The organism is Flavobacterium sediminilitoris (assembly GCF_023008245.1).
Classification (GTDB): Bacteria; Bacteroidota; Bacteroidia; order Flavobacteriales; family Flavobacteriaceae; genus Flavobacterium; species Flavobacterium sediminilitoris.
Map to the genome: position 1 here is coordinate 3289087 of NZ_CP090145.1, position 25890 is coordinate 3314976.

The following is a 25890-nucleotide window of genomic DNA, read 5'->3' on the forward strand; positions in this document are numbered from 1 at the left end:
CTATTAGATTTCATAGAACTCTTAAAATACCAACTATTTAAATAATAAAACTATTAAAAAAATGTTTGTATATATTAAGAGTTGTACACAATTATAAAACTGAACATCATAATTCTTACTTTCAATAACAAAATTGTTAATTAAAAGCTAAATACAAATAGTGCTATGCATTACATAATACTATTTTATAAATTTGTTCTTCATCAAATCAATCAAAAAATGAAAACAAATTTTTTATTATTAATTACAGTTTTATTAGTTTTTTCCTGCAAAGAGAAGGAAAAAAACACTTCTTTAAATCAGAAAAATCCCAAAAACTCTACCTTAAAAATAGATAGTCTCTTAACTGTTTATGAGAAAAATGGAAAATTTATGGGAAGTTTAGAATTAGCTCATAGAGGAAAATCCATTTACTCAAAAACCATTGGATATAGTGACATTGAATCCAAAAAGAAAGCAGATCCAAAAACGAAATATAGAATTGGTTCTATTTCAAAAACGTTTACTGCAGTACTAATTTTTAAAGCAATTGAAGAAAATAAGATATCTCTCAATGAGACCATAGAAAAATACTTTCCAAACATAAAAAATGCTAACAAAATTACTATTGCTAATTTACTTCAACACAGAAGTGGTATTCATAATTTTACAAAAGATGAAAAACTCTTTAAGTATAGAACACAATTTAAATCCTCTAACGATCTTCTCTCAATAATATCAAATTATGAAAGTGATTTTGAACCTAACACTCAAGGAGAATATAGTAATTCTAATTATTTCCTATTATCACAAATTCTTGAGAAAAAATATAATAAATCTTTTAAAGATGTTTTACTAGAGAAAATCACTTTACCATTAGACTTAGAAGACACCTATCATGGCAAACAAATAACCATAAACGACAACGAATCCAATTCTTATAACCTTTCTGAAAAACAGACCAAATTTGCAGAAACTGATATGTCTATACTTATTGGAAGTGGTTCAATTATTTCAACACCAAAAGATGTAAACAAGTTTATGACCGCCTTATTTACAGGTAAATTACTTTCAACAGAAAGTTTAGCTTTAATGAAAACCATTGAAGATAGTTATGGAATGGGGCTATTTCAATACAAAATTACTGACCGAAATGGATTTGGACATCGAGGGCATATAGATGAGTTTAGGTCTACCTCTATTTACTTCCCTAAAGAAGATTTAGCTTTTACCTTAATTTCAAATGGAGCTAAAATTGATATCAATGATTTATATTTAGAAATTATTAAATTATACTTCAATGATGCAGTAATAGAATTATCAGAGACCGAGGTTGAAAAATTTGTTGGAACATATGTTTATGAAAAAGACGAAAAGGATAAAGTAGTTTTTATCCAAGATGAAACTACTTTGGTTCATATTATAAAAGGAGAATTTAAAGAGCCTCTTATTTACAAAGGAAATAACCGATTTGTTATGGAACAAATGTATGGAGAACCTATATCATTTATATTTTCTTCTGATGGAAGCAGTTTAATATTTGAACAAGGCAAATTTAAAGGCAAATATAAAAAAGAATAACTGTATACAACAATGGTAGCTATTGCACAACCCTTCTAAAAAACTATTTTTTTTAAATAATTAATAAAATAAACCTCATTTTGAACATGCCCCAAAAAATTAGACACTATTTGGGGCATTTTTTATGGAAAGAAAAGTAAAAATTTAGTTGACTTACAATCGAGTTTTTGAAGTCTATAAGAACCGATTTTGTAAAAACAAAGTTCTTCTCTTATTTCAAGGGAATAACTTGACATAAAAATAGATATTTTTTGATGGTAAAGTGCAAGTATTTCTTCAAGTTATAGATTAAACTCGCCATTAAGACTTGTTTATTTGCATTTTTAATGCCTCATATGTTCACGCATTTTATATTTCATGAAGTTGACCAAGGTTTCAATGACAGGTTCTATCGTTTTACTTCGCACTCTTGACATTTTCTTGACATAGGTTGATTTTTGGATGAGCTTTTGATACATGCGGTAGTAGTGTACTTTGTAGATACTATCGTCTAGTTTTTTAAACTTGGTACTTTTTCCACAACATTGTATTCTAAATGGACAATTCTTTCAATCAGATTCACTGCTTCGATACGTGTGTTTGGTTACACACATTTTCAACACTGCTTTGAACAAACTTAAAAATACTTCTTCTCCATATAAAACACATGTTCTGCTTGATGTTGTTTAAATAGCCTACCAATAAAATCTTAAAGAATACAATTGGATCAATGTTCTCTTGTTCTTTTTTGCCGTAGTGTTTCTAAGTGAATTTATATATAAAATATAAATCAAGTTCGGTCAATAATTTTCTGTAAAAAATTATCTCCAGAACTATGTCCAACAAATTAAAAGAAACAAATAATTGTGGATTAAAATTCTTCTTTCCTTGTATGAATAAATTTACAAAAAAATATGCTTTTCAATGTTCCATTTTTATTATCTTTGATAGGCTTCTGCACCAAGCACAATAGTTTTTAAGAACAGTGCTAAATCGAAAGTCAGTACTTTTCTTGTATCCAAAAACGGTTTTTAACCTTTTTTTTGTAAGTTAGCGTTTAAAAAATTATTTTCGGTTTATATTAGTGTATAGTAGAATGTTTCTACTTTGCTACCCTGTTACCTTGCAAAGCCGTCAACTATTAGTACAATTATAAGCAGAAATCAAATCGAATAAAAGAAACAAAATGAAAAAAAATATCTTAACAATTCTATTATTTAATTACTTCTTCACGTTTGCACAAGAAAGTAAGGTCTTAACAACATTAGAAACAGATCAACTTATAAATCAAATATCGACTAATCTCAAACAAAATTATTTTGACTCTGAAAAGACAAAAACATTAAATAATATTCTTACGAAAAAGTTAAAAAAAAATGAATTCTATAATCTGCCAACAGATTCATTAACTAAAAAACTGACTTTGTTACTCAGAAATCAAACAAACGATATTCATTTTTACATAGGAAAATCTAACCCTGATGTTGAAAAAGACCCAATAAAAGAATTGCCAAAGCAAAATTTTAATGGTGGATTTACAGAAGTTAAGATTTTAGAAAACAATATCGGTTACATAAAATGGGACAGATGTATTGCAAATGACGAAGCTTTTAGAAAAATAAAAAGTGCTTTAGTTTTTCTTGAAGGAGTGGATAAACTTATAATTGACATTTCAGAAAACCCTGGTGGAGACGGACGAAGTGGTAATTTTATTAATTATCATTTATATGAAAACCCTAGTTACCAAAGCTTATTAATGAAGAGATGTGTAGGAGAAGAAAATTGGTATCAAAGCGAAGTCGCTTACAATTATTCAGATGCACCTAAGTTTTTTGACATTCCACTTTACATTATTACCTCTAAAAACACAGGTTCGGCTTCAGAATATTTTGCTTTTACCGCTCAAGAAATGCAAAGGGCAACTATTATTGGCAAAACAACAGCAGGCGCAGGAAATCCAGTAACTATGGTTACAATGGGAGATTATTTTATGTATGTTCCCGTTTGTGAAATCGTAACTTATGAAGGTAAATCTATAGAAGCAAAAGGTGTAATTCCAGATATAGAACTAATATCAAATGATTTATTGAACGAAACTTTAAACTACATAAATAAAGAATAACTGCCACTAAAATGTGTATAAGCAATAACTGTTTAAGTGCTTAAATCTAAGGCCTGCACTTTTAATAAAAATCAACATCAAATTTAAAATATAAAGTGCTTTTTAATCAGATACTGCTCATACACCCAAACATTGTTTGTAATTTTGACCCGTTCTGAATAAAGGCTATATAACTTTAAACATTATGTATAAAAGCACGACTAAGTTATCAAACGTTATTCAGAACCTTTTTAAATTAAAAATTTTAGATAAACTTACCACAGGTAAAATAAACAAAAACCAATTAGGCAAAACTTACGGAATAAATCCCACTACTATAAACGGAATGGATTAAAAAATACTTTGGTATCTGACATCATTTACATCAGAACCGTGAAAGGATTTTGCTATCTAGTACTTCAGATATGTATTCTCGTAAAATTATCGGTTACGACTTACTCTAAGACATATCACTTTTTGTAATTTATTTTAAAAAATCAAACTTAGAATAACAAAACCTTTTTTTGAGCGCTTTATTATTTGTAGTATGCTATTGAAAACGAAAATTGGATAAACAAAAAAGCCGACAAGAATAATCTTGTCGGCTTTAAGTAGTAATTGTCTTTTGAATTAGTTTACCGCTATCTTTTTATCTATTTGTGTAAGGATAGTTGGGTCTTGTATTTCATTGTCTTTGGCAAACAGGAGTACTTTCGACATTACTTCTGCTGATTTTGGATCATCATCGGCAAAAGGGATGAATAGTCTTCCTCTGTGTTGTGAATGAATAGGTAGGATTGATAAGTATTTTCCTGGTGTTTGATGTACAACTGCACTCCCTAAATGAACGCTATAGTTTGCCATAGTTCCTGTAATTAAGGCATGTGATTCTTTTACCTCAACATTATTAATTTTGAATAATCGCAGTGTCTCTCTTAGTAATACGGCTCTCATTTCAATAGAAGAATGACTGGCTTCTGGATCTACTCCTCCAACGTGGGCTACGCTTACTACGAGGTCTATGTCGCGCATTACTTCTGAAAATATTCTTGGGTTAATGTCTTCAAAAGGAATGTTTTTATAGTCTTTTAATGAATGGAACTCTATGGTTTCTAGTGTTGGGCTTTCTACATCTGCTGGTGAAAACCAATCGGCCATGGCATATAGTTTTACTTGGAAACCTGCTGCATGGAATACTTTTTGTAAGCCTTCTTCATAATCTACTTTCCAACCTTTGTTTTTTAAAAGTGCTAAGGTTTGTTTTGGATGTACTTGATGTCCTGCATATCTACGAGAAATTGCTCTTTCGGCTAACTCGTCTGGTGTAGGTACATATAACTCTCTAAACACTTGTTTGAATGGCTGTACTAACTTGTTATCAAAACAATACGATTGGAAATCTGTCCAAACAGCATTAGCATGCAAATCATAACAATGTGCTATTCTAAATGTTGGGTTTTGATCTAATGGAATAATTTCTCCTGTAGCTGCTACTAAATTACCCGAAGAAAAGAAACCTACTTGTGTATCATTGGCTACAAATACTAATTTTTCTAAATGTTTTGAAATTACTGGATGTTCAAATAGGTTTGTCATTTCGTCTAATGTAAAAGCATCTCCTCTTACCATAGCTTCTTCGAGTCCTTTTCTTGAACGTGACCATTGCTCTCGCATGGTTTTTCTATAACCAGTTAGTTCTATTAGTTCTTTTTCTTTTTTTAGTTTGGCAGGTATGGCTTTTAATTTTTTATCGCCTTTGGTTACTTCTAAATCGGCTTTACCTTCTTGGTTTATAACTAAGCTAATGGTTACATCATCGAAAGTAATGGCAGTATCTTTTGATAATATTTGCTGTACTTGTTTGGTTTCCATTGCCCATGTTAATCGCATTGGGTCTACATAGCCTGCATTTCGGGCTAAGTTTTCCATAGCAACACTAAGAGCCAAAGCTTCACTGGTTTGTTTCATGGAACCAAACTCTTTGCTTTCTTTTTTAAATTGTTGCAGGTATTCATAGCGCTGTAAAACGTCTTTTTCTGGATTGGTTTTACTAAGTGGTACTAATCCATAAACACGCAAATAATCTTGATCGCGTTTGTCTTTTACTTTTGCGGTTACTTCTCTAATTTTTAAACTTCCGGTTAGGGTATCAGAATATAAGCGTGCTCTTCGGTGTCCGTTTCCATCGGTTATGAATTTGGCTGCATCGTATAATATTTCCCATTTGGCTTTTCCTAATTGTTTGTATGATGATATAAACCAGTCTTTATCAACAGCTCCGTTTTTAAAGTCTTGTAGGTCTATTGCAGAATATTTGGCTACTTCGCTTTCTAATTCGGAATTAACATCGCTATAACTTGATGTTTTAGTGTGGGCATGTAACCACCAAATGCCTTCATCTAGTCCTTTCCAGTCTAGGTAATTGCTAATTAGTTTTTGCCATTGTGGTGCGTAGATAGCTGCCTGAACCAGACGTTCTTCTGTGAGTTTACTTTTTTGTATTAATGTGTTAAATGTTTCTTGAGTATCTGTTTGTAATGGGAAACATCTTTTTAATAAGAAGCTAAATAGTTTTTGCTTACTCATTTCGTTATAACCCCATGAATAGATATAGCCTTTGTATATATTGGCTTTTCCTACGTTTTCTAGAAGTTCTACAAAGCGATTGGCTCCGTATATTTTTTCTAAACGTTGTACTAAATGGGTTACGGATGTATTGGCATCTCCTCGTTTGACTTCAATATCTAAGAATGCTTTTCTTATTTTATCTATCATTGGCGATAAGAAAGGAAAGTTTTTCTTTAGGTTAGCGCTATCATGTTCTCTACGGTTGTTTTTATCTCCTGTTAATAAAGATAATCTGTTACCATCTAAAATGCCTTCATATAGTTCTCCTTCGGTTATATATTTGTTTTCGTAAGCCACACAATACATGTACAAAGGTGGTTTGATAAAGGAATAATTTTCTTTTAGGCCAGATAATTGATACCATCTATATAGATTCCAAACTTTATGTTGCTGTTCTGTTGTTAATTTATTTAGTGAAATTGCTTCTAAGAATACGCCAAAATAAGATTCGCTTTGAAAACCATTACCTCTGTCTGAACTTCTATAATAATTGTTTTTTTCGGGCTTATATTCATACTCTAAAACTGATTGAGGTAAATTACTAAAGAGTTTTGAACAGGCATCTATAAGGTACTCTTGTTTTTCTTTGAAAGGGAATTTTAGTTTTAATGCATTTATAATTTTAAACAAAGGGTTTGACCAATAGTATTTATCTTTCTTAGGATTTGGGATTTCATTATGATAGTAGAATACATATTCTTCTAATATATCTCTCCATACTTTTCTATCGCAAGCGGTTGCAAAACTTAATAAGAATAAATCTATAGGCTGTAATTCTTCAGTAAGATACCAATTTTCCCAAACTGTATGTAATGGGTAATTCACAAAACGCTCTTCTGGTGTTACTTTGTCTGTTAATCTTTTTTGTTCACTAAAGTTGTTTCCTAATAGTACTTTTTCTCTAGTATTATCATAATATTCTATTTCATATTCGTAATCTTTATTAGCTTCAAAAAGATTGTATAATCTATCTAATGCTTCTTTGATTGTTTCATATGGTTTTGAAAAACCATATTTATTTTTTTGGGTTACTTGTGTGTAGAAGGAGTCTTTTGCTATTTCGGGTAAAGCATAAGTAGAAATTGCATTTGGATCATAAAAACCATAGCCATTTTCTTGTGATAATACTTCTATATCATTAGATGGATTTATTTGTTCTAAAAACTTAGATTCTCTTTCGGAAAGGTTGCTTTTTTCTGAAAATGCTTTTATCCATTCTTTTATTTTTTCAGGTAATTTTTCTGCTTTTTGAAGTTGTAAAATAAGGTCTAAAGCACTCATTCGTTGTTCAATGTTTCCTTTTTCTATAATTCCTTCTACAAAAGAGATTAAAATGCTATCGTCTTGTTTTATTAGCATTTCAATTATATTTTTCTTCAGAGTAGAATTTTTACGTTTCAGTAAGTCTTCAAAAAGGTCTAATTCTGTTTTATTTAATTCTACAGCACTCAATGTACAAATAGCGGAAGCCATTATAGCTTCTCCTCTATCTTTTATTACTTTTGAGGCAAACTCTCTTTGAAATTCTGTTGGTTTTTCTTTTAAAGCAGTCGTATTATTTTTTAAAGCATAAAAAGAATAACAGTAGTATTTTCCTAATATTTCTCGGGTTATTTTTTCTCTTAAATGAATTGATAGGTTGTCAAAATCATCTAATATAAGTTGTAAATATTCTTGATTTTCTCCTACTAGTGCCATTGCTGAAGCATATAGCGTATCGCGTTCAAATTTAACAGTAGACCAAGAGAATACTTTTCCTTCAAATGTTTTTTCTTTTACAGTTATAGATTGTGTTAAATCATATACTTTTTGAAAAAAGTTGGGATAATCTGGGTTATTTATATAGTATTTTCCTTTTGTGTTTGCTTCTAACAAGGCTTTTAATCTATACGATACAAAAGCTAGTATTTGAAGGTTGTCTGTTTCTAATGCTTTGTAATAAATAGGCATTTCTATGTAAGGATCGTTTGTTTCACCTGTAAATCGTATGGCTAAACATTTTTTTTCTATGGATCCATTTTCTAATAAATCATGCAAATAAGGTACTGTTTTTTGAATATCTAAAACGCCTTGTACCCATAATGCCATGTAAACTTCGTTATTGTTTTTACTTTGAATGCCTGCTGGTATACTATCTTGATTTGCAAAATAGTGCGATGCAAATTGAAGAATGTTACGCACTGTGGTTTCTTTTTCTGCTTCCCAACCTAGTCCTGTCCAGGTATCTATTGCTCTTACTACTGATGAAAAACGAGTTAATTTATTTTCAATAATAACGTTTATCATGTATTCTAAGGCTTCTATACTTGTTTCGTCTAACGATTCTAGAACTGTTTGACGCAATCCTTCTTGTCGTTGTGCAGCAAGTAATAGTTTTTCTACTAGCTCCCAAGAGCTTTTCTTTTCACTATTTAGTAAGGCCTTAATTATGTTTTTTGATACTTTTCCTACTGTTTCTTTATTAAAAATAATATCTTCAATTAATTGATATACTTTTTGATCTCCAGCGTCTATTGCTGCTGACCAAATCATAAACTGGTTTTGAGGATTGGTTATTTCTGTATCATATTTTATTTGTTCTTCTATGGTTAAATTGTAATAGATATTATCTCTATATTGATACAAATAAGAACCTAAAAGTAATGTTCTTAGAAAGTTGACTTGGTTTACTAATAAAATTTTATTGTGATTTGGAGCTCTAAATGAACGTCTTGCATATCCTGTTTGATAGGCTTTATAAGGGAGCTTATTCCAAGCCTCTTTTACATATTTGGCATTGGTTTCTCCAAAGAAGTAAAGTAATAAATCATAATATTTTGGATTGTCCCACATATCATTAGTAACCCATTTCTCAAAAAGAGTTGATTCTTCTGATCCTAGAGAAATGTAATAACTGTAGTTGTTTTTTATGGTTACTAATTGGCATCCAAATTCTGCAACTACTTTTTCTAGTTTATTATTTTGTATTTGTTTTAGTATAAAATCATTATTTATACATTCTTCTAATTCTCTTTTATAGCGAGCAAGAGGGTTCTCTATTACATTTTTCGCTAATGCAAGTTCAATTGACATAGTATTATTGTTTTTTATATAGTATTGATTTTTTTCTTGTTGTTTGTTACCAATAACTTCCTGATAAGAAGGTAAGTCTTATAAAGGTAAGCGCTTTGTTTTCAGATAGCTCTATAGTATCAGAAAGTGTTTGAAGCTCATCATCGCCATAAAAGACAGCAAACAATCCGTCTTCATAAGCTAAAAGAGCTGTTTCTTTTGCTTTTTGTAAATCGATTATATTATGGTTATAAAGTGCTCCAAAGCCTACTTTTCCTGTGTCTGTTAAAATAGGTAAATAGTTTTCTTTGGGTAAATGAATGGTATCTTGATCGTCCCATTCAAAAGAGGAAGTTTTAAATTTTTCAACCTGACTTTCTACAACAGCTTCAAGTAGGTCTTTTAAAGTTACTATTGAGCTAGAAAGTGCTAAACTAATTGTATTATTTTGTAATATAGGATGTTTTTTTCCTAATTGTTTTACTGAAATAGTTAATTCCATAAATGTTATTTTACCATTATATTATACTATTATTATTCACTTTCATTCTATAGTGCCTAACTGTTTTATAGCATATAATATATTATGTTTTACAAGGCTCTAATTTAATAATTTTTACAATATAAAAAGTATTCATTCTTGTATTTTTATAAGATATTTATTACATATATTTTTATTATAATGCAGAATAAAACAGATTCCTAAAAAAAGGAACTACAATAATTTTAACACACATATAGTTAAAAAAATACATATTTAATATCATTACAGTTAAATTTAATGTTATTAATTAATATAAATGATAGTTTTTAAGATATCCAGTTATTTTTTTATTAATTTTATTCTATTACAAATCAAATAAATTATATAGCATATGTTAGACAACATTTTAACGTTAGATGGGATTAAAAAATTGGAAAGAAAAGAGCAAAGAGGAATCCAAGGAGGAAGAGCAAAATGCACTGATGATTATGGAAACTGTATCAAATATGGTCGATTTTGCGCGGAATTAGAATGCGTTTGGGGACCACTTGATTAAAAAGCTTTTTTATAAAAAAACCTAGACCAAAAGTCTAGGTTTTTAATATTTTGTTTTTAACGATTTATTGTGGAAAACAAGTATCACTTACCATTACACAACATCTATGTTGTGGAGGAAGATTGAAATAATATTCACACGTAGGTGCCATTGGTGGTCCCATATAAGTACTACAGTCGCAGCTATTCCCTCCTCCATTAACTGTTTTTTGCTCGTTTCTTGATAACGTTTGTGTTCCTTTTAAACTTAAAATTGATTTTTTCATAATGAGTAATTTGTTTGTTTCTTCAACTTTTTTTAGGTCAATTGAAGTTTTTGACCATTATTGTAATACTATTCTATTCTTTGCTTAATAGAAGATGAAAATACTATATTTATATTAAACTTTAAAAAATTTAACAGTATTTACATACTATTTTTCACCATTTAAAAACAAATTCCTACAATTTAAAAGTTTTTTTCTAAATATTAAATTCTAAAACGCTTAAATCTTATTGATACATTTCTTCTCTAATTTTAATTAGATTAGCTATCGCTTTTTCTTTTATAGGCATTTCTGGAAGGTTGCATTTTTCATATTCCATTTCAATAGTTTCGATTAAATGATCTGCTATTTCAAGCAAATCATCATAATCCATTGCTCCTGCTTTTATTGCTAATAATTCTTCTCTATTTGTTACTCTAATATTTAGTTTACCTGTTGTTATTATTTGCTTTGCAGATTGTAGTAATCGTATTGTATGCATCATGTTTTTTGAATCATACTGTTTTCCGTGTTTTTGGTTTGTATTGTAACGATCTTCATTTCTTTTTGCTATCCAATCCCAATATTCTGCATATTCTTTACAATACATTGAATATCCTTCTAAATTACATGACAAATAAGCTATTTGTTTTTCTTCTTTTGGTACAGAGGACAATGAAACTTCGTTAGATGCTTTATTTTTAATGATGCCTTTATATCCTAAATTTTTATTTTTATCATAAAATAATGCAAAGATTCCTTTCGCATTTGATACTTTCATTAATCCGCAATTTTCCTGTTTGTAATCTTGCTTTTTTAACCATTTTTCTAATGAGATTGATTCTTCATTATTCACACCAAATACATAGCAGAAATCTAATAGACTTTTTCGCTCTTTTGGAATAGGGTTAACTATTTTCTTTTTTAATCCTCTTGCTTTTTTAATTTGAGTGATGGCATACCCTGCAAAACTATCTTTGCTAAGCTTAGATAAAAAATCTTCTATTTGTAAAAGATTCATAATTGGATGTTTGTATAAAATACAATCTTCGGGTGTGGCTAATATTTCTAATATGTTAGGATTATTTTTTAATAATAATTCTATAAAACGTCCTATTTCATAGTAAACCTCATCGTTTGTTTCATTACTAATTTGTGGAATATATTCTAATCCGAAAAATGCTTCTTTAGGTAAATAATACACTCCTTTTATATCTGTATCTGATGTAGATGTATTTAATCCAAACGATTTGCTTCCTGAAATAACTTCAAAGAGAATAAGGTTTTTTGTTTTTAATTCTTGAATCGTCATAAAGGCTTTAATTATTTAATGCTTCGAAATTAAGTTTTTTACTTCTTTTTAGTTTCAATTATTATTTGTTTTTTGCTAAAAACTCAAAATTCTTTAGTAAATTACATTTTCGGTTTTACTATAACCGTTATAAAGCTGTAACTGTTTTTTACTCCGAGTCATAGTAAATAGCGTTTTATTTTCGCCTTTATTTTGAAAAAGGTATCTCTGTCGCATGTGGTTTATTTATATTTGATTTTAAGATAATTACGAATGAAAAAAATATTTTTCTTTTTTGCTTCATTAATTACATTAAGTTCTTTTTCACAAAATAAGAACATTGATAGTCTATTGATAGCATCCGAAGAATTTGTTTATAGAGAATTTGATAATGATATTGATCCTTCTATCATTTTCGAATTAATAAAAAGGCAACCTGAAATTGGAGATATTAATAAACTTGCACTTTCTAACTTTTATATTGCTCATTATTATTATTCCATTTTTGATTATAAAAATTCGGAAGAATATTATATAAAAGCACTAGATGAATTTTATGAAATTAAGAATTGGGGATTATATATTAATACTATAAAGGATTTAGTTTCTATTTATAGGGTTAATAAAGAAACCGATAAGATTAAAAATATTCTTTTAAAGAGTATTACTATTGCACAAAATGAAGAAGTAGGTTTTTATATTTTAAATTCTATACACGAGTTAATTATCTATTTTTCTTATGATGTTAATGAACCTGAAAAGGCTATTGAATATGGAAAATTATTTTTTGATAAACTGGACTATTTTGATAAACAAAACATTACGTCTTCTGAATTTTTATATACTAAAACTGTCGATGCTAATATAGCTTACCTAGAATTAGGACATAGTTATTTAAGATTAAAAGAGTATGGAAAAGCTAAAGAATACTTAGAAAAAGCTCTTGTCTTTTTTGAAAAACGATCTGATTCTGAAAAACTTTCTAGAGTTTATAATCATTTACTTAAATGGGCTATCTCTACTAATCAATCTAAAGAACTTACTTTTAATTATTTAACCGAACTTGAAAAGAATATTAATACACAAAATGATATTGAGTTTAAAAGGTTTAAGATTGCTGTAAAAGAAACAAATAATTTAACTGAAATAAAGAAAAATTTAAAAGAGACTCAAATAAAAAACAAGCAATTATCTAAGTATAATATTATTTTACTGCTATCTATTTCAATAACAATAATTAGTGTTATTCTTATTTTATTTATCATTTATAAATACTATAAAATACAAAAAGAGAGAAACAACAGACTGGCTTATGAAAATTTAATTTTAGAAAAAATTGATGAAGAAAGGAATAATTATTTATCAATAATATCGCATGAATTAAAAACGCCTGTTTTTACAATTTCTGGATTATCTTCTCTTCTGAAAGAGAATAATTATGACAAAGAATCAATTACTATGATTAAAGAAACTAGTGATTATCTTTTACATTTAATTAAAAACATTCTATTGTTACCTTATTTAGAAGATGGAAATTCAAAATTAAATAGTCCTCAAAAGGAAGCCTTTAACATTATAGTACTTATAAAAAATATTATTGATAGTTATAATTTCATTGCAAATCAAAAGCAAATTAAAATACTATATGAATCTGATAATATTAACTTGTCTCAAGATGTAATTGGTTACAAACAAAAAATTTCTCAAATAATAATAAATTTACTTCTAAATGCTATAAAATATTCTCCTAATGGAAAGGAAATCATAATCAAAACTATTATAGATAAAGTTAAAAATACTGATTATATAAAAATGCGCTTTTATATAATAGATAATGGTTGTGGAATAAAACCCGAGTTTCATTCTAAAATTTTTGAATACCGAAAAAAAATAAACCCAGAGGTTGAAGCCAGCCCTAATGACATGAAAGGTATAGGTGTAGGTTTATATGTTGTTTCTAAACTTTTAAAAGAATTGGATTCTGAAATAAAATTTGAGTCCGAATTTGGTAAGGGAAGTACTTTTCATTTCTCTTTAAATTTAAAGCTACATGATGCAATTAAAAAGCAAACGAAATATGAACTTATTTCCCCTATAAACATTCTTATTATTGATGACAATAAGCTAAACATATTAGTTACAAAAAAAATTGTAAAAAACTTAGGGTTCAATGCTTTTTGCTGTACAGATGAGGACGATATTTTACATATAATAGAGCAAAACAAAATTCAATTAATTCTTATGGATATAAATATGCCTTATAGAAATGGTTATCAATTATCTAAGATGATAAAAGAACAATTTAATCTTATTATAATAGCGCATACCGCTGGAAATAATGTTATGAAAAATTCTCCAAAAGTTATTGATGCAAAAATTGATGATGTTATAACAAAACCATATAAAGAAGAAGAATTATTAGAGAAAATAGTTCTTTTCTTCTCTGAAAATTTTAAACTAAATTAATTTATTTTCTAAATAAACAACTTAAAATAAATTATAATTATATTTTTTAACTAAAAAATAGAAAATAAATAAAATAAAAAGTTAATTTTACAAAAACCAAACATTTAAACATTTAAAGAACATGAAAAAACTATTACTTTTATTAATGATTAATTATTTATCAATTTCTAATGCTCAAGTCTTAAATGAAGACTTTGAAGGGGGTATTTTCCCTCCAACTGGTTGGACAACTGACAATACTAATCCATCTCGTCCTTGGGGTTTAACAACCACAATATTTGATGGTGATGCAAACTTACAAAACACCTATAATATTAATGGAACATCAGCCGCAATTGATTGGATTGCTGCTAATAATGATGCTAATTTAATTTCACCAACCTTTAGTTTAGTAGGATACTCAAGTGCTAATTTTAACTTTAACGTGATAGTTGGTTGGTCATATATGATTAATCAGGATTTAGGAGACTTAGTCGCTAAGGTTTCTAACGACGGAGGAACAACTTGGACGCAAGTATGGAGTGAAGATACTGAAACAGGTTTTACAGATGATAATGATAATAATCCGGATTCTGACCTTTATAATACTGTTGCTGTAACCATTGATATGACATCATATCTTGGTCAATCAAATCTTAAAGTTAAATTCCAATATACGGGTAATGATGCTGATGCTGTATCTATTGATGATATAGTTGTAGATGGTAATTTATCTAGTAATACTTTTTTTACTTCAAATTTCATATCTTATCCAAATCCTGTAAGTTCAAATTTGTCTATAAACAATTTAAATAATAATGTTATAAACTCAATCACTATATCTGATTTAAATGGACGAACTATAGAAAATATCAAATATAATAATATGGACTTAGCAAATTTTGAAATTAATACTAGTAATTTAAATTCTGGTATTTATATTTTAAGAATTGATAGTCAAGAAGGTATTGCTACTAAAAAAATAATAAAAAGATAAAACTATTCTTTAATGAAAACAAGCTATCTTAATTCTTGATAGCTTGTTTTTATTTTCTTTCAAAAGCTTTATAAAATTCTATTTCAATTTGTGCTATTTCTTCTTCAATATATTTTCTTGAAAAATGTATAGGAACGGCTTTTTTTACATTTGATTTACGCATTACTTCTCCTGATTGTGATGCATAACTATGAAAATTAAGTATTGCTTTTTCTTTATCTTCATCCTTATAAAATGTTTCTATTAAAACGGTATCACAATCATTAAATAAATTTCTAATTTTATTATGATTCTCTTCGTGTGCTGCATGATCTAAAATAACTCCTAAAGTATTTCCTTTTTCTACTTGCAACAAATAAAAAAGACTTTGAGCTGAATATTTTACTTGATCAATCTCTATTTCACAATTTCTATCCTTATTTATATAAGCATTTTTTAATTCATTTATCCATTTTCCTGGTTTATATGAAGTCTCTGAAATTGCTATATTTATTTTATCATTGTCTTTAAAATGGTATGCAATTACGTCTGTTTTATGGTCTAAAATGGTGTAATTTACAAGTAACCGTTCGTCTTGATAAAGAGAATCCCTATCTTCTAATGGAGTCAATTCCCACTGAGCAGGTTTCATTTCATATACTTTTATCTTGTTTTCGGAAATAATTTCTCTAATTTCATACAGTATAGCGTCTTCTTCTACAAGGTTCCATGTGAATGATCTTAATTTTGCCTGAACTTGTAAGGCTATATTTTTAGGACCACAAATTACAATTCTCTCTTTACAACCTACTTGATGACGCATAATCTGATCAAAATTAATAAAATGATCTATATGCGTATGAGAAATAAATATAGCACGTGTATTCATGCAATCTTTTACAGATAGCATACTTGCTTCTCCACAATCAACTATGTAATTCCACTTACAATTATCTAAGTATATTACAATAGAAATATCTTCTCCTATTTTACTTTTAACTTCTGGTAATATCATTACAATACTATGTGATATTTTTTATTGGGAGTAAAAATAATATTATTATTTTATAAAAAAAATCATACAAAACTATAAACCTCTTACAAAAGAAAAAAGACTGCCTTTTATTGACAGTCTTTTCTATGGTTTTATATATAAATTTCTATAATTTATACATGAAATCATAAATAGCATATAAATTTCCTACAGTAGTTGTATTAAGTAAAAAATTTGGATTTGGTGGCACACAAGTATTAATATTCAAATTATGAGAAATAATACCTGACGAGCTTCCCACTACCCATCTTTTTCCACAACAATTATCGAAATAGAATCCTAATTCTTTCATTGTATAATTTGAGTTTGAAGGTAAGTTTTTATAGGAGTATTTCGCAATATATGGTCCTCCTGATAAATTATATTCAAAAATATCACCACTATTAGGAGGGCATACCAAATTTGTTAAGCCAGATATTACCTGAAGTCTGTTCCCTACAAATGTTAGTCCATTATATTGTTGTACTGGACCAACTGGTGCAAAAGGAGTACAAACTCCTGTACTTACATCTACTCTCATAATTTGAGAAGTACCTTCTTGTATTGCACAAAAGAAGTTTGCTGTTCCATAATTCTCTATATCTTGCAACGGAAAACGTGTTCTTGTTGCAACTGTTGCAAGCCCTGTTGAAATTTGTACTTTAAGTAACGATTGTGGGAAATTAGAATTTCTTCCTGTAACTGCCCATGCAAAATCTGGAACACCTGGCATATCACATAAACCTGTAACACTTGTTACTGGTGTTCCTCCTATTTGTATAGCCGATGTATAAGTATAACCTACTGGTGCTGCACATAGATCTACGCTATATATATAAGAGTTAAATCCTCCTGGGACTGGAGTTCCTGTACCACTAGTTAGTACTAATGCATAAATACTTGGACATGGTGCTGCTGGCGCTTTTGATAATGCTGCATCTTGTTCTTCGTTTAACATGTTCATGTTGGAATCATTTACTTCTTCTGATTTTTGACACGACCATAGAGTCATTGACAAAATACCTGCTACTAATAGCAAGTTTAAATTTAGTTTTTTCATAATTTGTTTGTTTATTTGTTTGTTTTAAAACACTGTATATCAGCACTTAAATTTAACAATAAATTTCATTAACAAAAAACACTCCATCACCAAAATATTAGTTTTAGTTCATATTTTATGATTTTATACATTTTTACTATACCTAGTTTTAACACAAATTAGAATTAAACTATAAAACGATTTTATTAATTTATTATCTCAATTACATTAATTTCAAAACAGGTTCATAATCTACAACCTTTATTGATTTTGGAATCATATATTTTGGCATTTCTTGTGTCATCCAGTTTTGAAACTCCATTTCATTAAAGCTAATCCTATCTTCCACTAATAAGTCCAAATGAATACCAACCATTCCATTTTCTTTGCTACCACTTACTTTTACCCATTTCACTTTTGAATTTCTGTAAATCATCGATTCTATTTCGTTAGGATAAATATTTTCTCCGCCAAGTACTATTAAATCATCCATTCTACCTTTGTAAAAGTAATAGCCTTCATCATTTTTAGACACCAAATCTCCTGTAGTGTAAAAATCATCCTTTTTATCGTCTGATGCCCATTCGCATTTTACAACTAATTGTCCAATATCTTCATTATGTATTGATTTTCCTTTAGTATCCTTCACTTTCATTTTTACACCTAAAATGCTTTTTCCTATTGTGTTTGGGTATTTCTTTAAATCGTCATTCGTTGCAATAATACACACTCCTGTTTCCGATGTACCATACATATTATATATTGCTATATTTGATGTTTTATGAATGTTTTCAATAACCTTAGCAGGCAAAATGTCGCCACCAGAAATAATGCTTTTCAAAGCACTTGTTTGAAGGTCTCGAATAGCATATACTTTCTGAATCATTAACGGAACTACTATCCAACAGTTGATATTTTCTTGCTCTAAAATTTGAAGGGTTTCTTTAGCATCGAATTTTCTAGTCAAGCGGATTTTTTTCTTTAAAAAAATAGATAAAAATAAAGCCGCCAAACCATAACCATGGAAAACAGGTACAGAAATAAATACCGACTTGTTTTCTATTAAGTTCAACTTTTGAATAATGTCGATTACTGGATTTATATATTTTATGGCTGATAATCTTCTTTTTTCATTTTTCGGCTTTCCTTTTGTTCCACTCGAAAGAATAATAATATTACCATTCTTTCTTTTAGCATTTCTTTTTAAAGGCGAAGAAGTTATCGTTTCATTTTCTTCAAAAAAAGGAATATTAAAATCTAAAAACTCTTTCCTATTTTTCCCTACAAGTAAATGGATTGTGTTATTTTCAAAAATAGATTTATAATAGTCTTTTTTCTGATTTGGGTTTAGTAAAATAATATCGGCTCCTAAACTAGAAACAGCAAACAATGTTTTAATCATTGCCACTGAATTATTACTAATGATAACCACTTTACTTTTAGTCTTTATACTATGTTTTACTTCTAAATGATAGGCTAAAGCAATGGATTCTTGATATAATTTTTGATACGATATTTTAACATAATCGTCTTCAAGATAAGCTTCTAAAGAGGATGAATTCTTTACAAAGTCTAACAAAGACAGTAAATTAAAACCGTGTTTGTTGATGGATACCACTAATCTAAACACGTTTTTAACTCCTACGATTTTCATGAATAAGCGAAACTTCATGAGTTATTTTTAGGATGTATAAAATCTACGTTTTCCCAAAGGTATCTCCCGAAAAAACTACCCGTTCTTGGGAAAATACTCCACCAACTTGATGTATGATTTTTTGTTGAACAAATAAGGTTTGCTATTCGTATTGCTGCTTGTTGCGGTAGCATGGCTGGATAATTTGTATAGTTTTCATTTGGAAGAATCATTTTTGTTCTTACCAATGGTAAATATATTGTTTTCCCTTTAATTCCCATGTGTTTCCATTCTAAAAGATTGGTTCGAAACCATTGGTCAAATGCTGTTTTTGACGCTTGATATGCTGCCCATTTTGGAGCTGGTAAAAGCAACACATTAATAGCTGACACATTGATAATTTTTCCTTTGTTCTTTTCTAATACTGGTGTTATTGCCAATAATAATTGCACTGGAGCGAGGTAATTTAATGCATTCGTTCTTGTAAAATCATGATAACGATATAGTGATTTTTCTAAAGAACGTGTTATTGATTTCCCTGCATTAGAGATAAAGATATCTATTCCGTTGGGTAATTCCTTTAAAGATTGAATGGTTTTTTCGACTTCAGTTTCTTGGTACAGATCGGCTGTAATTATAGTGCATTTCGATCCGTTTTGTATTACTTTTTTTGCGACTTCCTCTAGTTTTTCTTTTGTTCTGGCTATCAGTACTAGGTGTACCTTGTAGTTAGAAAAAAGCAAACTCAACTCTTCTCCTATACCATAACTTGCTCCTGTTATTACAATGGTTTTAGTACTTACTTCTTTAGACAATGTTTTTGAATTAATTGTAACAGTAGGAAAAAGTAAGTATTCTAATATTTTTTTCAATGTATGTTTTCTTATTTTAATGACCAAGCCTAGGTTTTAAATACCAAAATAATGATACCGTAATTTATTGTTATTTTATATATCGATATCTTTATTTTAGAAATATATCTCTTTATACATCTGTATCCTTATTTTATTTTAAAAATATATTACATTATGCTTGTATTTCCTGATTTACATCCGTTAAGTTTCAAAAATCAGTTTATTTATTCACATTTTGGCAGTCAAATAGTTTATTTATAAAGTTTTTGTTTATTAATTTTGCCTATAACTTGTCATTTTGTAAAAGAATTCATTAGTATTTTAAAATGATTTTTATATGTTTAAAAATTTTAAGTTACTTATGAGATGCTTTCAGCATGACAAGATTGAGGAAGTTTATTCCAAAAAGAACATTTTAAAAAAAGTAACTAATCAATCCAATTTGTTATTCTTTTTTCAATAAAAAATTTATTTTTTAGTTCAATTCTTTGAGTTTTACCAGTTTCTTCAATCTTATTTGGTATTGATAAAATTCTTTCTTTTAATTCTATGTCAATATCTTTTTCTTTTTTAATATAATATTTGATTAATTCATAAGTAACATAAAATCTAAAAGAATCAACTTCACCTACAAGTGAATCTATTAATGTTATATTAGTATTTTCTAAAATATTTATAGCAAAAAAATCAGGATAAATCTCCTTATATAATTCATCAAATATTATTTCTTTGCCTAAATACTCAAATATATCTTCTTTATCTCTTAACTGCAATGCTTCTATATTAGTAACAATTATTCTTATAAAATCATCAAATTTATTTCTTTCCTTATATGCATTAATTAGTATATCAAAAAGACTCTTAGTCCCATTTATAATAATGACACCTCTTGAAATATTGTATATTACAAAATATAATAATTTATCTAAATCATTATATTTTGAACATATTTTTTTCCATACATAAAAATTATCAGTTCTGTTCCCAAAAACATTAGCATGAATAAATTCTTTTACACAAATTTCAAAAAAAGGTTCAATTTGATTTATTAAAATATAGTCAATTATTTTTAGCCAAAAATCATTCAAATAAGTTATCAAATATTCAAGTTCATTCATTTCTGAATAAATAATACTTAAAGCATCTCTAATTAATGCGGTTGGAATTTTTTTAAAAAAAATCTCTGGATTTAGAGAAGATAAATCAAGATCTCCTACAATAAGACTTTCTATTTCTTTAGGAATATCCTTGGTAATTAACAATGCTCTTACCCATCTATTATCTTTTCTGTCAGATTTAATAATCTCTTGTAATACTCCTTTTTCATAACTACTCAGATTATCCCAATAGGTTATTATATTTTTTAAATTATATAAACTGAAAAATGAATTTTCATAGGTAATAATTTTAATAAATAATTCTTGTCTAACTTGAAAATTATCCTTGGTAAAATCAATTAAATCATCAAGAATTCCTATCTCATAATCTGTTAAATCAATTTTATGTTTAATTTTTTTATCTATTTGAAAATACCAAGCATAAAAAACATTAACTCCATTTTGAAGTGTTAAGTATTTCATAGCTTTCCTCATAGAATTACCAAATCTACCTGAATTAAAATATACACTTGGTGGCAAACTAGAAGAAAATGTAGGATATAATTCTCCCCAAACATTCCATAATTCAAGTTTTTCTTCTTCTGTAAAATTTTTCCAATCAATACACTCTCCAGCATAATCAATTGAAAAAGTTGACATTAAATCACAAGCTCTTATCGAAATTTCTGATTTTGTAAATAAATCTTTTAAATGAGTAAAAATTATTTTTTTTACATTTCCATTCTGTTTGTTCCAACTTAAAAAGCTACCCCAAATAGCATAAAAAACAACTGTTGGATGTTCATCATCAAAAATTTTCTTAATAAGATACTCCTCTTCATCCTTAATTAATGTTGAGAAAAATATTTTTGCGATTTGTTTTCTAATAAAGACTTCATCATACAACAAAAATGACTTAATAATTGTTTCATTTAGTTTAAAATAATTTTCACTTAATAACATTATCTTATGATAATGAACATAAAGCCAAGCGTCATATAGATTAACCTCTTTTTTATTACTAATTAAATCTTCAACTTTATGTATAATTTCATTATTAGGTAGAAACAAACCATCCGCTAAAGTACGTAGCCCTTTTGTTATATATGGTATTTTATCTTTATACCATTTTATAGAACCAGAATCAGTATCACCATAGTTAATAATATTTATAAGTTCTTCTTTTTCTTCTGTAGTAAGTGTATCAATTATTTTTATCAAATTAACTGTAGAATAGTTTTCAACAGAAGGAAAAATTGATTTTGTAGTTAAAAACATTAATTCTTTTACATCTATTTTAAAATCATTTTTTATGTTTGAATATATTGAATACAATTGTTTACACGCGTGAAGTGAATTTTCGTAATTTGTACATCCTAACACCTTTTTTAAAGCATTAATCAAAGTTTTTTGGCTTAGAGTACTTTTCCTGTAAAATAAATTTCGACCAACTTCATAATAATTAGGATGTGAAAAAATTATAGTTTTATTTTTTATTTTTAAAAAGCCTCTTTCTTCAAAATATTCAAGTGCTTTAATATAATCCTTCTTAATTTTGTGCTTTATAGAATATACTGGAAATTCACTTTTCTTATCAAAGAAATTTTTATACCTATTATTGATAAATATTGAATATTCTTCTTGATCTTTAGATAATATGTAGGCAAAATCTATTTCATTAATAGCTAATGTATTACTACAGCAAACTGACAATATTCCAAGTAAAACTGATTCTTCTTTTTTAAACTGAAGAATATCATTTGCGATATCTTTCGAATTATGCCTAGCTATGTTTATTAATTCTATAATAGACTTATTTTCTAATTTATCAGAATCATATTTCGAAAGATAACTTAACTGACCTACTTGGATTTTATCTACTTTCTCATTTTCTATAAACTCACTTATTGAGTTGACAATTATTGGAGTCAATCTTTTTGAAGCGAACTTTTTCCAGAAATTAATTAATACATCACTGTCACTCTCAGTTAAGTTGATTGTTTTATTGATTTCAAAAATTGAATTTTCAAAAAATTCATTTATAATTTCTATTCTATTTGTAACTATCAATTTGTGATTTAGTGGTAATGAGCGAATCAAATCAATTAATTTATTTTTAATATTCATTGATTCATTTGAAGGCTTAGTATGTCCGAACGGATCTTCAAAAATTGCTATTTTATCTTCATTACTATTTTGATTAAAAAAATTTTCAAGTTGAATAAATTCAGTTACTCTAATCGAATTAAAACCGTTATCTATAAAATGATTAGCTAAAACTTTAGCTAGTTCTGATTTACCACATTGAGATACGCCTGTTAAAAAGATAAAATTTGAATTTTTAAGTAACTCTAATGAATTATTTTTCTCTTTTCTTTCAATATAATTAACATCTAATTGGAATTTATTTACCTTCTCTTTATCTATTAATTCATTGAAAATTGGGATAATATTATTTTTTTTATCTCTCCCTTCTTTAACATTCTCAAGTAATTTTAGATATACATATTCAGTATTTGATTGAGATATTGAATATTTCTTATTTAAAGTATTTAAAATAGTATCATCAACTTTATTATCATCTAGCTGTTCCCAAACCATAATATTATTAATGAATTGCTCAACATCTGATTTATTTAAATTTCTTATAAATTTGTCTCTAAAATTACTTCTTTCTTTATCTAATTTTGTATTCTTAAATACAAGTTCTTTTAAAGATTTAGTGATTTTATTTAATTCTTCATTAGAACTTTTTTTATTTTTAATTTGAATTGATGGGAAGTCATTTAAATATTTTAATGTTTCATCATTGCATCTTGATCTAGTAATAAAAAGACATCTACTAGTTTTGTTTTTTACTCTCAATAGTAAATTATTTGAAGAACTTCTTTCTTGAAAATGGAATAACCATTCAAATAATTTAGAAATAGTTAATTCTTTTTTTTCTCTTTTAATCTGAATTTCAATTCTGTCATTGTTTCCATCAATGAATGTTATGTCTTCACTACCTAATTTTTCAACATAAAGTTGATTACTAAATCTATCCCCATAAATCAATGCAAACAATACAGTTATTTTATATTGATATTCATAACCTTTAATTCCTTCAATTGTTACACTCATATAAACTATTTTATTATCTCCCTAAAAACCCTATCCAATTCCTCATTAACAGACTGACCATTTTTTAAACCCTTTGCCTTTTCTTGGTTAAAAGCTATCGTTTCCTTTAAGAAGTTGGTTATTAGAGCTTCTTTTGGGTGTAAATAGGTTTCGTTTTGGTTCGCTTTTATAGTCATTAATTGTTTTACTTTTTCTTGTATATGTTGCGGTGCAATGGGTAACAATTCCATGAAAGCTACTGGTGGAAAGGTATTGTTTTCTATAATCCATTTTCCGGCTAAAGCCGTTCGCAAGGCATAGAAATAACTTTTTAGTTTTACCTCTTCTTGTTCGCAAACGTCCATGAAATTCTTTGTTGTTCCTAAATAATGGTGCAAACATGCAATAGGCGAAAAACAGGCTTTGGCAATGGTTTTTATCTCCTTTGCAAAAACTTCGTTTTCATAATACACAATGGGTGAATGCAGCCACTCTAACAAAGATGCGTTGGATTTTGCTAATAATCGTACTGTTTTCCTCAAATCCCAACCTGATCCATCTAAATCTTCAGCAGTCATGAATTCGATAACATCGGGTTTTTCGAAAATAGAAAGGTAATAGTCCAAATCGTGTTTGTAGATAAAACGAATGTCATAATCACTATCTGGAGAAGCAAAACCCCAAGCTCTACTTCCCGATTCGACTGCGAATAATAGTTCTACGTTTTTTTCTTTTGCAATTTCTTGTAGTTTGGCTAGTATTTTATCTTTCATTGTTTACTATTTTCTCATCAGAAAGTCGGTATTTTTCTGAAGTTTGTTCTATAATATTTCTAATTCTGTTGCGAAGAAATGCAGGTTTAATAATTTCAACTCCGTTTCCAAAGCCTAATAATAAACGTTCTAATTCGTAATTTATAATTAAATACAACGTAATAATTACGCTTCCGTCTTCATTTTCTTGTATTACTCTTTGCGAACTATGAAAGGGTTTCGTTATTACATAGGGCGCATTAGCTGCATCTACATAGATTCTAATTTTTCGAGGATCTAAACCACTATTAACCGTTACTCCTACTACATTTTTATAGTATTCGTCGGCATCAAAATTAGTATCGTGATAGTCTAATGAAAAATCGAAATCAATAGAAACAATTCGATCTAAAGCTAAATTCGTAACGATGCTATCGCCTTCCTTATTTCCTTTCTTGCCTACCAAAAACCATCTATTATTGAATTCTTTAAGAATAAAAGGATGAAAAAAGAATTCGTTGGCTTCTTTGGATTTAAATGATTTGTAACTTATTCTTAAAACGATTTTCTTTATAATTGCCTGATACAATTCGTCTAAAAAATGTAAGCCTTTTAGTTTTTCATTCTTATCGAGATGAATTACTGGTTTTGTATGTGACTTTTCGGCATAGATTTTATCTTCCAATCGTTGTAGAATATCAGATACATCATTAAACAGCGAGAAATCTTTAAACTGTTTCAACATAGAAACTGTTTCGGTTAATACATTAATATCGGTTTCCGTTAGTGGAATATCAGTAATTGAAAATTCTTCATCTTCATATTTATAATACTTTTTGTCATAGACTACAATGGGAGCGTTATAGCCTAATTTTTCACTACGCATCATTTGAATATCCAATTGAATGGTACGTTTACTAATATTATTTTCCTTGCCTTCATATTCAAACAAAGCATTAGAACAAGCTTCAATTAGATCGTCTAATGTCCATTGTCGGTAATTATTTTGTAAACATTTATCGATGGTTTTATATCGTATGAGTGCGTTTTTATTTTGAGCCATTG

Annotated in this window: 15 protein-coding genes; 4 read left to right on the plus strand and 11 right to left on the minus strand. The window is 28.0% G+C overall.

Going from position 1 to position 25890, the window contains the following annotated elements; all coding sequences use genetic code 11:
• Positions 1-219 precede the first annotated feature (219 nt).
• Both LXD69_RS15125 and LXD69_RS15130 read left to right on the plus strand, forming a co-directional pair.
• On the plus strand, positions 220-1560 hold the full coding sequence (locus tag LXD69_RS15125; protein WP_246915992.1) for a serine hydrolase domain-containing protein: 1341 nt from the start codon (positions 220-222) through the stop codon (positions 1558-1560).
• A 1165-nt stretch (positions 1561-2725) separates the two neighbouring features.
• Entirely contained in the window at positions 2726-3661 is a 936-nt protein-coding gene (locus LXD69_RS15130; RefSeq protein WP_246915993.1) for a S41 family peptidase, read from the plus strand.
• Between the two features lie 609 nt (positions 3662-4270).
• Here the strand turns inward: LXD69_RS15130 and LXD69_RS15135 are convergent.
• From LXD69_RS15135 to LXD69_RS15150, 4 genes are all read right to left on the minus strand, one after another.
• Positions 4271-9340, minus strand: coding sequence for a DUF4132 domain-containing protein (locus LXD69_RS15135; protein WP_246915994.1), 5070 nt, complete (start codon positions 9338-9340; stop codon positions 4271-4273).
• Positions 9341-9386: 46 nt separating this feature from the next.
• Entirely contained in the window at positions 9387-9821 is a 435-nt protein-coding gene (locus LXD69_RS15140; protein WP_246915995.1) for a hypothetical protein, read from the minus strand.
• Positions 9822-10423: 602 nt separating this feature from the next.
• Entirely contained in the window at positions 10424-10624 is a 201-nt protein-coding gene (locus LXD69_RS15145; protein WP_246915996.1) for a hypothetical protein, read from the minus strand.
• 226 nt (positions 10625-10850) lie between these two features.
• A complete protein-coding gene (locus LXD69_RS15150; protein WP_246915997.1) occupies positions 10851-11915 on the minus strand; it encodes a DNA polymerase beta superfamily protein in 1065 nt (354 codons plus the stop codon).
• A gap of 252 nt (positions 11916-12167) precedes the next feature.
• Here LXD69_RS15150 and LXD69_RS15155 point away from each other — a divergent pair, with 252 nt between their 5' ends.
• Both LXD69_RS15155 and LXD69_RS15160 read left to right on the plus strand, forming a co-directional pair.
• Positions 12168-14360 (plus strand): response regulator, encoded by a 2193-nt coding sequence (locus tag LXD69_RS15155; RefSeq protein ID WP_246915999.1) that lies wholly within the window; start codon positions 12168-12170, stop codon positions 14358-14360.
• A gap of 121 nt (positions 14361-14481) precedes the next feature.
• Positions 14482-15336: a T9SS type A sorting domain-containing protein gene (locus tag LXD69_RS15160; RefSeq protein WP_246916000.1), complete on the plus strand. Its 855-nt coding sequence runs from the start codon at positions 14482-14484 to the stop codon at positions 15334-15336.
• Positions 15337-15385: 49 nt separating this feature from the next.
• Here LXD69_RS15160 and LXD69_RS15165 read toward each other — a convergent pair whose 3' ends face one another.
• The 7 genes from LXD69_RS15165 to LXD69_RS15195 form a co-directional block, all read right to left on the minus strand.
• Positions 15386-16330 carry an MBL fold metallo-hydrolase gene (locus LXD69_RS15165; protein ID WP_246916001.1) on the minus strand — a complete coding sequence of 315 codons (945 nt, stop codon included), beginning with the start codon at positions 16328-16330 and terminating at the stop codon, positions 15386-15388.
• Between the two features lie 145 nt (positions 16331-16475).
• The gene (locus LXD69_RS15170; RefSeq protein ID WP_045971464.1) at positions 16476-17408 is read right to left on the minus strand and encodes a hypothetical protein; all 933 of its coding nucleotides are present in this window, start codon (positions 17406-17408) and stop codon (positions 16476-16478) included.
• Between the two features lie 202 nt (positions 17409-17610).
• Positions 17611-19059 (minus strand): class I adenylate-forming enzyme family protein, encoded by a 1449-nt coding sequence (locus LXD69_RS15175; protein WP_246916002.1) that lies wholly within the window; start codon positions 19057-19059, stop codon positions 17611-17613.
• A complete protein-coding gene (locus tag LXD69_RS15180; RefSeq protein ID WP_246916003.1) occupies positions 19056-19892 on the minus strand; it encodes an SDR family NAD(P)-dependent oxidoreductase in 837 nt (278 codons plus the stop codon). The genes LXD69_RS15175 and LXD69_RS15180 overlap by 4 nt, the downstream gene beginning before the upstream one ends.
• 410 nt (positions 19893-20302) lie before the next feature.
• Positions 20303-24094, minus strand: coding sequence for an nSTAND3 domain-containing NTPase (locus LXD69_RS15185; protein WP_246916005.1), 3792 nt, complete (start codon positions 24092-24094; stop codon positions 20303-20305).
• A gap of 5 nt (positions 24095-24099) precedes the next feature.
• Entirely contained in the window at positions 24100-24846 is a 747-nt protein-coding gene (locus LXD69_RS15190; RefSeq protein ID WP_246916006.1) for a nucleotidyltransferase domain-containing protein, read from the minus strand.
• Entirely contained in the window at positions 24836-25888 is a 1053-nt protein-coding gene (locus tag LXD69_RS15195) for a helix-turn-helix transcriptional regulator (protein WP_246916008.1), read from the minus strand. The genes LXD69_RS15190 and LXD69_RS15195 overlap by 11 nt, the downstream gene beginning before the upstream one ends.
• Positions 25889-25890 lie beyond the last annotated feature (2 nt).